The sequence below is a fragment of the Prosthecodimorpha staleyi genome (genome assembly GCF_018729455.1).
Taxonomy (GTDB): Bacteria; Pseudomonadota; Alphaproteobacteria; order Rhizobiales; family Ancalomicrobiaceae; genus Prosthecodimorpha; species Prosthecodimorpha staleyi.
Genome location: NZ_JAHHZF010000001.1, coordinates 530,819 through 543,663, shown reverse-complemented (window position 1 = coordinate 543,663; position 12,845 = coordinate 530,819). Strand labels below are relative to the sequence as shown.

16 protein-coding genes are annotated in these 12,845 nt (G+C 67.3%); 7 read left to right on the top strand and 9 right to left on the bottom strand.

The annotated features are described in order from the left end of the window. Positions 1 to 36: 36 nt before the first annotated feature. Positions 37 to 1,416, bottom strand: a complete 1,380-nt coding sequence (gene murJ, locus KL771_RS02350; protein ID WP_261966949.1) for a murein biosynthesis integral membrane protein MurJ — start codon at positions 1,414 to 1,416, stop codon at positions 37 to 39. Between the two features lie 19 nt (positions 1,417 to 1,435). Further along, complete coding sequence (locus KL771_RS02345) at positions 1,436 to 1,891, bottom strand: RrF2 family transcriptional regulator (RefSeq protein WP_054361440.1); 456 nt, start codon at positions 1,889 to 1,891, stop codon at positions 1,436 to 1,438. A 140-nt stretch (positions 1,892 to 2,031) separates the two neighbouring features. Here KL771_RS02345 and KL771_RS02340 point away from each other — a divergent pair, with 140 nt between their 5' ends. Further along, positions 2,032 to 2,607, top strand: coding sequence for an LOG family protein (locus tag KL771_RS02340; protein ID WP_261966948.1), 576 nt, complete (start codon positions 2,032 to 2,034; stop codon positions 2,605 to 2,607). Between the two features lie 115 nt (positions 2,608 to 2,722). On the opposite strand, the gene hspQ is transcribed toward KL771_RS02340, so the two are convergent. The 3 genes from hspQ to KL771_RS02325 all read right to left on the bottom strand — a co-directional run bounded on the left by hspQ (position 2,723) and on the right by KL771_RS02325 (position 5,301). After that, a complete protein-coding gene (gene hspQ / locus KL771_RS02335; RefSeq protein ID WP_054361441.1) occupies positions 2,723 to 3,055 on the bottom strand; it encodes a heat shock protein HspQ in 333 nt (110 codons plus the stop codon). Between the two features lie 84 nt (positions 3,056 to 3,139). Then, positions 3,140 to 4,180 (bottom strand): HpcH/HpaI aldolase/citrate lyase family protein, encoded by a 1,041-nt coding sequence (locus KL771_RS02330; protein WP_261966947.1) that lies wholly within the window; start codon positions 4,178 to 4,180, stop codon positions 3,140 to 3,142. Positions 4,181 to 4,347: 167 nt separating this feature from the next. Then, positions 4,348 to 5,301, bottom strand: a complete 954-nt coding sequence (locus KL771_RS02325; RefSeq protein ID WP_261966946.1) for a lysophospholipid acyltransferase family protein — start codon at positions 5,299 to 5,301, stop codon at positions 4,348 to 4,350. A 179-nt stretch (positions 5,302 to 5,480) separates the two neighbouring features. Between KL771_RS02325 and KL771_RS02320 the strand changes: the two genes are divergently transcribed. The 6 genes from KL771_RS02320 (at position 5,481) to KL771_RS02295 (ending at position 10,163) form a co-directional block, all read left to right on the top strand. Further along, positions 5,481 to 6,446, top strand: a complete 966-nt coding sequence (locus KL771_RS02320; protein WP_261966945.1) for an AEC family transporter — start codon at positions 5,481 to 5,483, stop codon at positions 6,444 to 6,446. Between the two features lie 238 nt (positions 6,447 to 6,684). Further along, positions 6,685 to 7,749 (top strand): CaiB/BaiF CoA transferase family protein, encoded by a 1,065-nt coding sequence (locus tag KL771_RS02315; RefSeq protein WP_261966944.1) that lies wholly within the window; start codon positions 6,685 to 6,687, stop codon positions 7,747 to 7,749. 426 nt (positions 7,750 to 8,175) lie between these two features. After that, a complete protein-coding gene (locus KL771_RS02310; RefSeq protein ID WP_261966943.1) occupies positions 8,176 to 8,565 on the top strand; it encodes a type II toxin-antitoxin system RelE/ParE family toxin in 390 nt (129 codons plus the stop codon). Positions 8,566 to 8,578: 13 nt separating this feature from the next. Beyond that, entirely contained in the window at positions 8,579 to 8,869 is a 291-nt protein-coding gene (locus KL771_RS02305) for a helix-turn-helix domain-containing protein (RefSeq protein ID WP_261966942.1), read from the top strand. An 8-nt stretch (positions 8,870 to 8,877) separates the two neighbouring features. After that, a complete protein-coding gene (locus KL771_RS02300; RefSeq protein ID WP_261966941.1) occupies positions 8,878 to 9,462 on the top strand; it encodes a hypothetical protein in 585 nt (194 codons plus the stop codon). Then, positions 9,459 to 10,163, top strand: a complete 705-nt coding sequence (locus KL771_RS02295) for a hypothetical protein (protein WP_261966940.1) — start codon at positions 9,459 to 9,461, stop codon at positions 10,161 to 10,163. The genes KL771_RS02300 and KL771_RS02295 overlap by 4 nt, the downstream gene beginning before the upstream one ends. Positions 10,164 to 10,190: 27 nt before the next feature. Here KL771_RS02295 and KL771_RS02290 read toward each other — a convergent pair whose 3' ends face one another. The 4 genes from KL771_RS02290 to KL771_RS02275 all read right to left on the bottom strand — a co-directional run bounded on the left by KL771_RS02290 (position 10,191) and on the right by KL771_RS02275 (position 12,755). Beyond that, a complete protein-coding gene (locus KL771_RS02290) occupies positions 10,191 to 10,439 on the bottom strand; it encodes a hypothetical protein (protein ID WP_261966939.1) in 249 nt (82 codons plus the stop codon). Beyond that, positions 10,432 to 10,962, bottom strand: a complete 531-nt coding sequence (locus tag KL771_RS02285) for a GNAT family N-acetyltransferase (RefSeq protein WP_261966938.1) — start codon at positions 10,960 to 10,962, stop codon at positions 10,432 to 10,434. Before KL771_RS02285 ends, KL771_RS02290 begins: the two co-directional genes overlap by 8 nt. Next, positions 10,959 to 11,267 (bottom strand): type II toxin-antitoxin system TacA family antitoxin, encoded by a 309-nt coding sequence (locus KL771_RS02280; protein ID WP_261966937.1) that lies wholly within the window; start codon positions 11,265 to 11,267, stop codon positions 10,959 to 10,961. The genes KL771_RS02285 and KL771_RS02280 overlap by 4 nt, the downstream gene beginning before the upstream one ends. Positions 11,268 to 11,543: 276 nt before the next feature. Beyond that, positions 11,544 to 12,755 (bottom strand): UbiH/UbiF family hydroxylase, encoded by a 1,212-nt coding sequence (locus KL771_RS02275; protein WP_261966936.1) that lies wholly within the window; start codon positions 12,753 to 12,755, stop codon positions 11,544 to 11,546. Positions 12,756 to 12,845: the final 90 nt, after the last annotated feature.

Below are 12,845 nucleotides of genomic sequence, written 5' to 3'. Positions count from 1 at the left end.
CGGCCGCGAAATAATTTCGCAGCCGGTCGGGGAGGGTCAGACGCCGGGGGTCTCGGATGCGCGCGCGGCGGCTTCCTGCGTCAGCCGGCGTTCGATCCGGTGCGACAGGGCCATCAGGATGATCAGGTTCGACCACGCTGCCGCCGAGGTCGCGAGCGCCAGGCCCTGCACGTCGATCATCCCGGTCAGGGCGATCTTCAGCCCGACATTGACGACCAGCACACCGAGGCCGACCAGCATCGGCGTGCGCGTGTCGCCGCGCGCCTGGAAGCTGGCGACGACCGGGCGGAGCATGACCACCGCCATCAGGCCGAGCCCATAGGCCTGCAGCGTGTCGCCGGCGCGGTCGACCGCCTCGGGCCGGAAGGCGCCATGGGCGAACACGAGCCGGATCAGGGTATCGCCATAGACCGAGAAGGCGACCACGAAGGGGGCGGTGACGGCCACGCTGGCGACGAGCGCGCGGCGCCGGGCCGACTGCGCGCCGGCCAGATCGCCGCGGGCGAAGCGCTCCGAGAGTTCCGGCAGCAGCACGGTGCCGAGGGCGACGGCGATGACGCCGACCGGCAGCTGATAGAGCCGGTCGGCATAGTAGAGCGCCGAGACCGCCCCGGCCGGCAGCGCGGCGGCCAGGATCGTATCGGCGAACATGGCGATCTGCGCCGCGCCCGAACCAATCAGGGCCGGGCCGAGACGGACCAGGAAGGTCCGGACCGCCGGGTCGAGCGCGGGCTTGCGTACCGCCGGCAGGATTCCGGCGCGCCGGGCCGCCCAGACGACCAGCACGACCTCGGCGAGGCCGGCCGCGGCGACGCCCCAGGCGGCCCCATAGGCCGGGCTGCCGAGTGGCGCGCCGAGAGCGAGCCCGGCCATGATGCCGAGATTGAACAGCACCGGTGCCGCGGCGACCGCGGCGAAACGCTGGTGCGCGTTGAGCACCGCGCCGATCGCCGTCACCAGCGTGACCGCCGCCAAATACGGGAAGGTGACACGGGTCAGCGCCACGGTCAGGTCGGCGAGCTCGCCCTTGCCGAATTCGGGCGTCACCCATTCGAGCAGGCCGCGCGTCCAGATTTCGGCGACCAGCAGCAGGACGATCTGCAACAGCATCAGGGCCGAGACGATACGTCCGGCTGCGGCCTGGGCCGCCTCCAGTCCGTCGCGTGCCAGCGTTCCGGCATAGGTCGGCACGAAGGCGGCGTTGAAGGCGCCCTCGGCGAAGATGGCGCGGAAATGGTTCGGCAGGCGCAGCGCGATGAAGAAGGCATCGGCCAGCGCACCGGCACCGAGCAGGTTGGCGATGACGATGTCGCGCAGGAAGCCGGTGGCGCGCGACACCAGTGTCATGCCGGATACGACGCTCACGCGCCGCAGGAAGGCGCCGCCGCGGCCTTTGATCAGTGTATCCAGACGCATGAGGCGGAGGCTCCGGCCGTCAGCTGGCTTCGAGGAGCGGTGCCAGCATCTCCGGCGCGGGCCCGGCCAGAAGGGCGTCGCCGATCGAGGTGGAATCGAGAATTTCGACCTGGGCATCGTAGATGCGGGCGAAGACGCGGCGCACCTCGCAGCGGCCTTCGTCGGCGCAGTCCTCGCAGCGCCGGTAGGCCGTGCGCGACAGGCAGGGCAGGGGCGCCACCGGGCCGTCGATCAGGCGCAGCACCTGGCCGAACGAGATGGTGGTCGGATCCTTGATCAGCGTGTAGCCGCCCTCGCGGCCGCGCCGGCTGCCGATGATGCCGGCGCGCTTCAGATCGAGCAGGATTTGCTCGAGAAAGCTCTGCGGCACGTTTTCCTGGGCGGAGATTTCCCGGGCCTGCAGGCTGGCGCCGTGTCCGATGCGCGCCAGCGCGATCAGGGCCTTGAAGGCGTAGCGGGCTTTCTGGGAAATCATCCGGATCGGAATCCTGTCGCCGTCGTCGAGGGAGCGAGCTACACCCATAGCGCAAGAGCGTCAAAGAATTCCGACCGGATTCCCGCCGCAAGGCGTCGGAATCGCGGCGATTTTGCACCCGGGCCACACATGGAGCCGCCATGCCGTCGATCCGCAGCCTTGCCGTCTATTCCGGCTCCAATTTCGGGCGCGGCGACGCCTATCGGGCGGCGGCCGCCGAACTCGGTGCGGAACTGGCCCGGCGCGGCATCGCGATGGTCTATGGCGGCACCCACAAGGGTCTGATGGGCGTCACGGCGGACGCGGCCCTGGCCGGCGGCGGCCGGGTTCACGGCGTGATCACCGAGCGCCTGAACGGCAAGGGCCACCTGCATCCGGGCCTGACCAGCCACGAGATCGTCGCCACCATGCGCGACCGCAAGGCTCGCATGGCCGGGATGGCCGATGCGTTGGTCGCCCTGCCGGGCGGCGTCGGGACATTGGAGGAATTCGCCGAGGCCTGGACGCTGAACCAGCTCGGCGATCTCGACACGCCGATGGGGCTTCTCGACGTGTCCGGCTACTGGCAGCCCTTCGTCGCCTTCATCGACCACATGATCGCCGAGGGTTTCCTGCCGGCCGCCCATCGCGGCGCCATCGTGGTCGAGGCCGACCCGGGCCGCCTGATCGACGCGCTGATGGTCGCCGAGCGCGTCACCGTCCCGAAATGGCTGTAGCGGCACGCGCCTGCGAGTGTGCGGCCGCCGGCGGGTACCGGCGCGGTGTCGGACGTGATGCGGGCTTGTCGGGCAACACCGCTGGCCCGGTCCCCGTGCGGATCCGGGCGGCGGATCAGTTCATGACCCGCTCGCGGGCGCGCAGGTCGCCGTTGTCGTCTTCGAAGAAGGCTTCCTCGACCTGGGGATGGCGCAGCGGCTCGCCGGAGGTATCGGCCACCAGATTCTGTTCCGAGACATAGGCGACGTATTCGGATTCTGCGTTCTCTGCATAGAGATGGTAGAACGGCTGATCCTTGCGTGGCCGGATGTCCTCCGGGATGGCCTGCCACCATTCCTCGGTATTGCTGAAGACCGGATCCACGTCGAAGACCACGCCACGAAACGGATAGACCCGGTGGCGGACGACCTGACCGATCCGGAACTTGGCCCGAGGGATCTCGTCCATGGCTTGAAACGCGGTGTGATGAGGCGTCATAACGTCGACGTATAGCCTGTTCTGGCGTGGCATTGTCAAGCGCTGTCGGACGAATCAGAGGCCGTAGGCCGCCGCCAGCGCGGGATCCTTGGAGGCGACCAGGCGGGCGAGGTCGACGATCACCTTGGCCTGCTTCCAGGTGGCGTCGTCCTGCATCTTGCCGTCGATCATCACCGCGCCGGTGCCGTCCGGCATGGCGTCAAGAATGCGAGCCGCGAAGCGCACCTCCGCCGGGTCGGGCGAGAAGACCCGCTTGGCGATGTCGATCTGGGTCGGATGCAGCGACCAGGCGCCGAGGCAGCCCATCAGGAAGGCGTTGCGGAACTGCGCCTCGCAGGCGGCCGGGTCGGAGAAGTCGCCGAAGGGGCCGTAGAAGGCCTTGATGCCGGCCGACTGGCAGGCATCGACCATCTTGGCGACGGTATAGTGCCAGAGATCCTGCTGATAGGCGGTGCGCGGGGCGTCGCCCTGCGCATCGGCCAGCACCGCATAGTCCGGATGGCCGCCGCCGACGCGGGTCGTCTTCATGCCGCGCGAGGCGGCGAGATCGGCCGGGCCCAGGCTCATGCCGTGCATGCGCGGCGAGGCCAGCGCGATCGCCTCGACATTCTTGACGCCCTCCGCGGTCTCCAGGATGGCGTGGATCAGGATCGGCTTGGCGATGCCGTGGCGGGCCTCCAACTGCGCGAGCAGCTGGTCGAGATAGTGGATGTCCCAGGGACCCTCCACCTTCGGCAGCATGATCACGTCGAGCTTGTTGCCGGCCTCGGCCACGATCTCGGTCAGGTCGTCGAGGATCCAGGGCGAATTCAGGCAGTTGACGCGCGTCCACAACCCGGTCGCGCCGTAGTCGACCTCCTGCGCCATCTTGATGAAGCCGCGCCGCGCCGCGACCTTCTGGTCGGCCGGGATGGCGTCCTCGAGATTGCCGAGCACCACGTCGACCTGCCGGACCAGGTCCGGCACCTTGGCGCGCAGCTTGTCGAGATGCGGCGGCACGAAATGGATCATGCGCTCCAGCCGGACGGGGAGGTCGCGCCAGGGCTCGGGCGCCCCGATGGCGAGCGGCTTGAAGAAGGAACGCGGGCTCTTCATGGCATCCTCGTCGGCTTGTCGGTAATCGCATTGCAGCAATGTCTGAGCGACCTCTACCGGGATGGCGCTGCGCCGGCAATGGGTCGAAAGCCGGGTGCGGCGTCCAGGCCCGGCCGCCGCCGCCCTGCAGGTTCCCTCCGCCGGACGCCCGGCCGGTGCGCCGATGCTCAGCGCGCGGCGTCCTTGTTGCCCGGCGGCGCCCATTTGCGATGGATCCAGAACCACTGCTCCGGATCTTCACGGATCCAGGTCTCGAAGGCGCGGTGCAGCCCGGCTGTCGCCTCCGCCACGTCGGCCTTGCGGTCCCGGGTCCGCGGCACCTCGATCTCGACCGCGTCGATGCGGAAGCGCGCGCCGTCGAGGCGCCGCATCCGGGCGGCGACCAGCGGCACGCCGAGGCTGCGCGCGACCAGGGCCGGGAAGGGCGTGGCGTAGGCGGTCATCCCGAAGAAGGGCACGGCCGGTCCGGTCGGCTCGCGCAGGTCGCCGAGGATGCCGAGGCAGCCGCCGCGCCGGACGATGCCGACCACCCGCATCGCCGTATCGGCCCCGCCGTCGCCGCCCTTGGCGAAGAGGCCGCCGGGAAAGACCGTCTCGCGCAGCACCCGCACCGTCGCCTCGACCAGCGGATTGCGCAATTGCTGATACATGCCGGTCGGCTTCAGGCCGAGCCGGACCAGGGCCTGGGCCGACAGTTCCCAATTGGCCATGTGCAGCGAAACGACGACACCGCCGCGGCCCGAGGCGGCGATCCGCGCGGCCGGCGTCATGTCGCCGATGATCAGCCGGGACGGGTCGGCGGCCAAACGGTCGAGCACGAAGGTCTCGGCGAAGACGCGGCCGAGATTGTCCCACATGGCGCGCGCGATGGCGCGCCGTTCGGCGTCGCTGAGGTCCGGAAAGGCCATCTGCAGATGCGTCAGGGCGCGTTCGTGGCGCGGCGTCAGCGGCGCGATCCGGCGCCACAGCCATCCGCCGAGCGCGGAGGCGGCATCCATCGGCAGCGCCCGGAACAGGGCGCGCGCCACCGCCACGCCGGCGGCTTCCAGACGGTGCTTCAGGCTCGGCGGCGGCAGACCCGGCGCGCCGGGTCCGGACGGCGCGTTGGCTCTGGGGGGCACGGGGGATCCAGGCGGCACGGCGATTCCACGAGAGGGGCACCCATGCACGGTCGGGAATTGACCCGGAGCCGGCGAGCAGGTAACGGCACGTCCATAGCCGACCGTCGGTCCCGGTGCAACGAAGCGCATCCGGTTCCACCGTCTGCGAGCCTCCCGATCCCTCCAGCTGAAGACCGACCATGAACGAGGTCCTGACCCTCGCCCTGCCGTTCTTCGGCCTGATCTTCATCGGCTATGCCTGCGGGCTGATCAACAAGATCCCGGACGAGGGCCTCGCCTGGCTGAATTTCTATATCATCTACGTCTCGCTGCCGGCCTTGTTCTTCCAGCTCCTGTCGAAGACGCCGATCGAGCAGCTCGCCAACTGGGCCTATGTCGCCGGCACCTCGTTTGCGACCGCGGTGGCGCTGGCGCTCGGGCTGGTGGTCGGCATCTTCGCCACCCGCGGAAACTTACGCGAGGCGACCATCGTGGCGGTCGGCTCGGCCTATTCGAACATCGGCTATATGGGCCCGGGCCTGACGCTGGCCGCGCTCGGGCCGGCCGCGACCGTGCCGACCGCGCTGATCTTTTGCTTCGACACCGTGGTGCTGTTCACGCTGATCCCGCTCCTGATGGCGCTCGGCGGCGAGAACCGCGAGCGGGCCGGCGCGATGGTCGTGTCGATCCTGAAGGGCATCTTCCTGCATCCCTTCGTCATCGCCACCATGGTCGGCGTCGGCGCGGCGGCGATCGGCTTCCGCCCGCCGGTGTTCATCGACAAGATCCTGAACTACCTGATGGGATCGAGCGCGCCCTGCGCCCTGTTCGCCCTCGGCGTCACGGTGGCGCAGCGGCCGATCCGGCGCGTGCCGCACGAGATCGGCTTCATGCTGGCGATCAAGCTGATCCTGCACCCCGTCCTGGTCTTCGTGGTGCTCAACTGGATCGGTGGCTTCGACCGGGTCTGGGTGATGACCGCGACCCTGATGGCCTCGCTGCCGCCGGCGCTCAACGTCTTCGTCATCGCCCGGCAATACAATGTCTATGTCGAGCGGGCCTCCTCGACCGTGCTGATCGGCACGCTCGTCTCGGTCGTCACCGTCACCGGCATGCTCTACCTGATCTCGCACGACCTGCTGCCGCTCGGTCTGTTCGGCCGCTGAGCCGGCCCGCCCGGCGGGTGGCTTCCACCCGCGCTGGTGGCTTCCACTCGCGCCGATGGCTTCCCCCCGCGCCGCGAGCCCGAAACCCGCCCCTCCGACGCCGCCGTGCCGGTTGAAAGACCGGATGCGCCGGCGGCCCGTTCGCCCAAGCCGGGGCATCGGCCGCCCGGCCGCATGGACGGCGCGATCGGTTCGGCTAGGATCGCGTCCGACAGATGCGATCCGGGGACAAGGGACCATGCAGGCGCTCGACGGGATCACCGTCCTCGATTTCACCACCCTGCTGCCGGGGCCGCTGGCGACGCTGATGCTGGCCGAGGCGGGCGCGCGGGTGATCAAGATCGAGCGGCCCGGCGGCGAGGACATGCGCCGCTTCCCGCCCTTCCGCGGCGAGGGCGCCGCGGCGGTCTCGATCCCCTGGCTGCTCCTCAACCGCGGCAAGACGATCCGCGAGATCGACCTGAAGGACCCGGCCGCGCGCGGCGCGCTCGACGCGCTGATCGCCGGCGCCGACGTGCTCGTCGAGCAGTTCCGGCCGGGCGTGATGGACCGGCTCGGCCTCGGCTATGAAACCGTTCGCGCGCTCAACCCGCGCCTCGTCTATTGTTCGATCTCAGGCTACGGCCAGACCGGCCCGCGCGCCCTGGAGGCCGGCCACGACATCAACTATCAGGCGCTGACCGGCATCCTGGCCCTGTCGCCCGGCGCCACCGGAAACCCGACGGTGACGCCGACCCAGACCGCCGATATCGGCGGCGGCACGCTGCCGGCGGTCATCAACATCCTGTTGGCGCTGATCCGCCGCGGCCGGACCGGGCAGGGCGCCCATCTCGACATCGCCATGGCGGACGGCCTGTTCGCCTTCGCCGGCTTCGCGCTCGCCGAAGCCCAGGCGAGCGGCCTGGCCCCGCCGCCCGGCGGCGACCTCCTGACCGGCGGCCGCCCGCGCTACGGCCTCTATGCCACCGCCGACGACCGCCTGGTCGCCGTCGGCGCCCTGGAGGAGAAGTTCTGGCAGGCCTTCTGCGATGCGATCGACCTGCCGCCGGAGCACCGCGACGACGCCGCCACCCCGGCGGCCACCCGCGCCGCCGTCGCCGACCGCATCCGCGCCCGCCCCGCCGCCGCCTGGCACCCGATCTTCGCCGCCGCCGACTGCTGCGCCACCCTCGTCGTCCCCCTCCACGAAGCCCTCGCCGACCCGCATTTCCAGGCCCGCGGGCTGTTCGACGGCCGGGTGCAGGTGCCGGGCGGCGGGGAGCTGACGGCGATCCCGGTGCCGATCGCACGGGGGGTGAGGTGAGGGGGGACTACGAGACGGGGCTCGGCCACTTGCGGGCTGGCTTCCCGACAAGCTCTCACGCCTGCGAGAATGGCAAGGGTCAACAGGTCGCGATTGAGATGGCGCCCGGCGGGCCTCCGACGCGATGTGCCCCGTAAGCTTGCTCGATGCCGCTGGATCCGAGCCATGGGTCGTCTTCGCCGACCGCGGAGATGACACCGATCACCTTCAGGAGACGATGCTGGCCCGACAGATTGCTCCGCTGATCCTGATTCCTCGGACTTGCAGGCCGCGGACTCGGCTTCGTCCATGCCACGACGATCTGCCTCGGGGGCGCGCATTTTGCGGCGAAAAGTCCGGATTTCACTTGAAGATGCACCATAAATGGTACATTATGCTCCATAGCCGAACGAGAAGCGGAGTCAGCGAAAGCCCAGAGGCGTTTTGATGCACGATAAATTGGAAGTCGTTTTTTATAGGACCGAGGCGGGGAATGAACCGGTCCTCGAATGGATTAGAAGTTTAGAGGCAGACGATCGCCGCATCATCGGCGCAGACCTGCGGACCGTTCAGTTCGGCTGGCCGCTTGGCATGCCTCTTTGCCGGAAGCTGGGAGACGGGCTCTATGAGGTTCGCAGCCATCTGACGGACAAGAAGATTTCCCGACTGGTGTTTTTCCAGTGCGGAAACACGATCGTCATCGTGGAGGGCTTCATCAAGAAGACCCAGGCCACGCCGAATGAAGTTCTGAAACTCTCGAAGAAGAGAAAGAGCGAGTACGAGAGGGCCGAGGAAGCGGTCAATAAGCTGGCCAAGAAGCAGACCACGACAAAATAGAGTTGAGGATACGATGACCACAATCAAGAATCCGAACCACGGCAGCTCCCTCGAAGATTTCTTGAAGGAGGATGGAAATCTCGAAGCTGCAACCGCCATCGCAGTGAAGCGGGTGATCGCCTGGCAGCTCCAGCGGGAAATGGAAAAGCAAAAGCTCACGAAGAGCGCCATGGCCAAAATGATGCAGACGAGCCGGGTTCAGCTCGACCGCGTGCTGAACCCCGACGATGGAAACGTCACGCTCGAAACCTTGCAACGTGCCGCCCGCGCCGTCGGGAAGGAGCTGCGGTTGGAGCTTGCATAGGCGGCCCCATGATCCATCGCTCCGTGGACCAACTCATCGATAACGTTCTGCCAGCGGCGGCTGACTATTTCATGGCCGAGCAGGAACTGTCTGCAGTGTATGCGGCCGCTACAAACGATCTATCCGCCTGCGGGGGCGAGGCCGCCAAGGCAAAGCGCCTTGCTGCGCAGGTCGCCATTGCAATTGATGGTCTCGCGGACCGCGCCGGCCATGCCCTGCAGCTCAAACCCAATGCGGTGCGTCAGCAAGTGGGTCCGTTGTGTTCGCTCGGAACGGCGCAGAGGGCCGGTTGCATCGAGCGCGTCAGGGCCGTAGCCGACGCCTATCAGCATGACCATCTCTCCAATCCGCAACACCCCATCACGTCGAACGACGATGTTCTCGTCGTCGCGCCGGGGTTCGGAATCGATGGTTATGGCGTTGGAAAGTGGGACGGCGTCGAAGTCTTGGTCCATCAGATCAATGGCGAGCTTTGGAAGGTCCTTGGTGATGTTCCCGCAGCTGTTCATGGCTGGTTCCATTTCTTCTTGATTCACGGTGCAAAGCAAACCACGAGCGAGATCTCTGTCTGCGGCTTGAGGGTCTGGCCATGACTGAGAAAAAGAACTCAGCGCAACTTTCTGAGGGTTGGGCCGCGCACATTCTCATCGATCAAGCCTATCACGATGCTTGGCTCATTGCCTTCGCTCATCCGTTCGAGAATTGGATCGAACGTCACGGTGATGACCTCTACCTTCGATCCGTGTTCTTCAAGAGCTGTCCGAGCGCAAGGGCGGTGCATCCAATAGCCATTGTTATCTTGCGTATGATGACGGGCGCGATGTTGCTTACTCAAATCACTCACGATGCCCGCATCCTAGGTGTTGTAAATGTGGATGGTAGCGGTCGACGGCATGTAACCTTGATCACTGAGAGTTTCCACATGAGGGTTGCCGGTTCAAGTATCATTGAGGGTGGCGAGCCGGCAGCACGGACGGCCGTAAAGCGGGCGTCAAAAAACCTGTATCTCGAAGAGGCGCTTGCCTATTTCGGGGACCAGGGCGGCTGGTTCGACCTCTACAAATGCATCGAGAGTATCGAGCAATGGGCCGGCGGTGGGCATGAGCTCGAGGATATGAATCTCATTCCCAGAGATGAATTCAAGCGAGCAAAGCGATCCGCAAATAACATGCGGCACGCGCGTCTCAAGAATAAGGCACTTACAAATGAGGCTTCGTTCGATGAGGCCTGGGTCATCGTACGTGACCTTCTGAGTGCGGCTCTGGCAAGGAAAGAAAAAGAGTTAAATCAATAGTTGTTCGCAAGGGTGAGCTCAATCGATCTAAAATACTGGATCAGTGTAGGACATCCTTGCCGGCGAGATCGCATCGCGATTTTTCAGATGGAAAAGGGTACCGGTTTGGCCCAGGCGCATGAGGCAGCCGCCGATACTCCACCTCTTTTCAGTGATGTGGAGATGGTGAGCAGCAGCATCCATCGGGATCGACGTGTCCAGGAATATGTCTTTGTAGACGATGAAGCATCGATATCCGACAGATCGCAAGGCGCGCCGTAACGCATCGTCATCCATCGTTTTGCTCCCCTTCACTCTGTCGAGACTGCGCCAGCCACGCCGCGATGTCGTCGATCGATCGGAACAGTGTCGAGGAGTCCGAGCTCGACGGGATGAAGCCGCAGGATTTCCAGAATTCCTCGGCCTCGCCGTCGATCGCCCGGACGATGACCGCGCGCCCGCCGATCGTCTCCACGGCTGCGACGCAGCGTTCCAGGGCGTGCCTGAGGAGTGCGCTGCCGAGCCCTTGGCCGGCATGGGCGGTGTCGACGGCCAGTTGGCCGAACAGGATGCAGGGAACCGGATCGGGCGGCCGTCCGGTTCGCACCTTGCGCGACAGGATCGCGGGCGGGACCGCCGTCGGCGCAAGCCCGTAGAAGCCGATCACGCGGGCGCCGTTCCGGAGGACCATCACCCGGGTGAACCCGTTGGCCTGATTGGCGAGGGCATAGGTGCGCAGCCACTCGTTCAGGGCGGGCTTGCCGCAATCGAAGGCCGACAGGTCATGCTCGGCATTCAGGGGCTCGGGCGGCCGGATCATCCGTTCGACGCTTCGTCCCACGCTGCGGTCCACGGGGTCTTGCGCGACAGCCGCTCGCGCATCTTGGCCGGAACGGCGGTAACCGGCGCGTCGATGGCGGCCACGAACTGCTGATAGGCCTCCGGCGACAGCCTCACGGCCGTCTCGTTGAGAATGGCGATCTGGGCCTCGTGCAGCGCCGCCCGGCGCATGAACTCGGTGCGCGACAGCCCGCTCAAGGCAGCGCCACGGTCGATGATGTCGAGATCCTCGTCCCGGAAGCGCATCGACACCGCCACATCCCGCTTGGGGGCCAGATCAGCCATCCTGAAACTCCCGTGTATCGCGTTTCTATATACACGACTTTCAGGGTGAAGAACCATCCCGCAGCAAGGCTTCTGAAAATCACTCCGAACTCGCCATTCTGTCATCCCCGGGCCTGTCCCGGGGATCCAGCGCGATGGCCAAGCCCTTGGATAGTCTGGATCCCCGGGACAAGCCCGGGGATGACAGAGTTGAAACGGCCCGCGTTCGGTCGCGTTCCGACAGGTTTTTCAACGACCGACCCGGCGAATTCGACCGCCCGGCTCGACCCGCGGCCGCTACAACACCTCCCGCATCACCCGAGGCGTGCCAAACGTCGGGGTCAGGCCTTCGCGGATGATCAGGCGGCGGAGCGGGGGGATGCGGTCGGCCAGCGCGAGGCCGAGGCCGCGGAGGAGCTGGGCGGGGAGGTGGTCGGAGAGGAGGGCGCGGTCGGCCATGTCGACCATGGCGGTGCGCAGGGTCACGTCGCCGCGGCGGGCGCGGTCGAAATCCGCGCAGGCCTCCGGCCCGCCGATGTCGCGGCCGGCGCGGCGGGCGCGCACGGCGACTTCGGCCAGGAAGCCGACATCGCGCAGGCCGAGATTGAGCCCTTGCGCGCCGACCGGCGGGAAGACATGCGCGGCCTCGCCGATCAGCATGACGCGGCGGTCGGCGAAGCGCTGCGCGGTCAGGCCGGACAGCGGATAGACCTGCCGCGGGCTGTCGACGGTGAAGCGGCCGAGCAGCGAATGGGCGCGCCGCTCCAATTCGCGCGCGAGCGCGGCATCGTCGAGCGCGGCGAGGCGCTCGGCCTCGGCGGGCTGTTCGACGAGGACGACCGAGACGCGGTCGCCGGGCAGCGGCACCAGCACGAAGGGGCCGTGGCGGCCGTGGAACTCGGTCGAGACCTCGTCATGCGGCACTTCGCATCTGAGGTTGAGGATCAGCGCCGATTGCGGATAGGTCCAGGTCTTGACGCCGATGCCGGCGGCCTCGCGCAGGCGCGAGCGGCGCCCGTCGGCGGCGGCAACGAGCTTCGCCTCGATCACCGCGCCGGACGCTGTGGTCAGCCGGGCCAGCCGCTCGCCGAGATCGACGGCCTCGACCATCCCCTCGATGCGGGTCAGGTTCGGCGTTGCATCCGCCGCCGCGCCGAGCACGGCGAGGATGTCGCCATTGGTGACGTTGATGCCGAAGGAGCCGCGGCCGATCTCGCGGGCGTGGAAATCGACCTCCGGTGCACGGATCAGCCGGCCGGTCACGTCGACGAGGCGCATGGTTCTGAGTTCCGAGCCGCGCGCGGTCAGCGCCTCCAGCACGCCCATGCGCTCCAGGAGCGCGGTCGAGCCGCCGAGCAGGGCCGTGGTGCGGTGGTCGGCCGGCAGCGCCGGCGGGGCGATCGAGACGGTGCGAAAGCCGGATTGCGCCATCAGGAGCGCGGCGGCGAGCCCGGACGGGCCGGCTCCCACCACGGCAACGTCGAAGGCTGCGGCAACGGGCGCGGTCATGGGCACTCTCCGGGTCGGATCCGACAATCTGACTTGCTGGGGGATCCATATAGCCCGCGGCGGCGATCCGCACATGGGGTTGGATCAAAG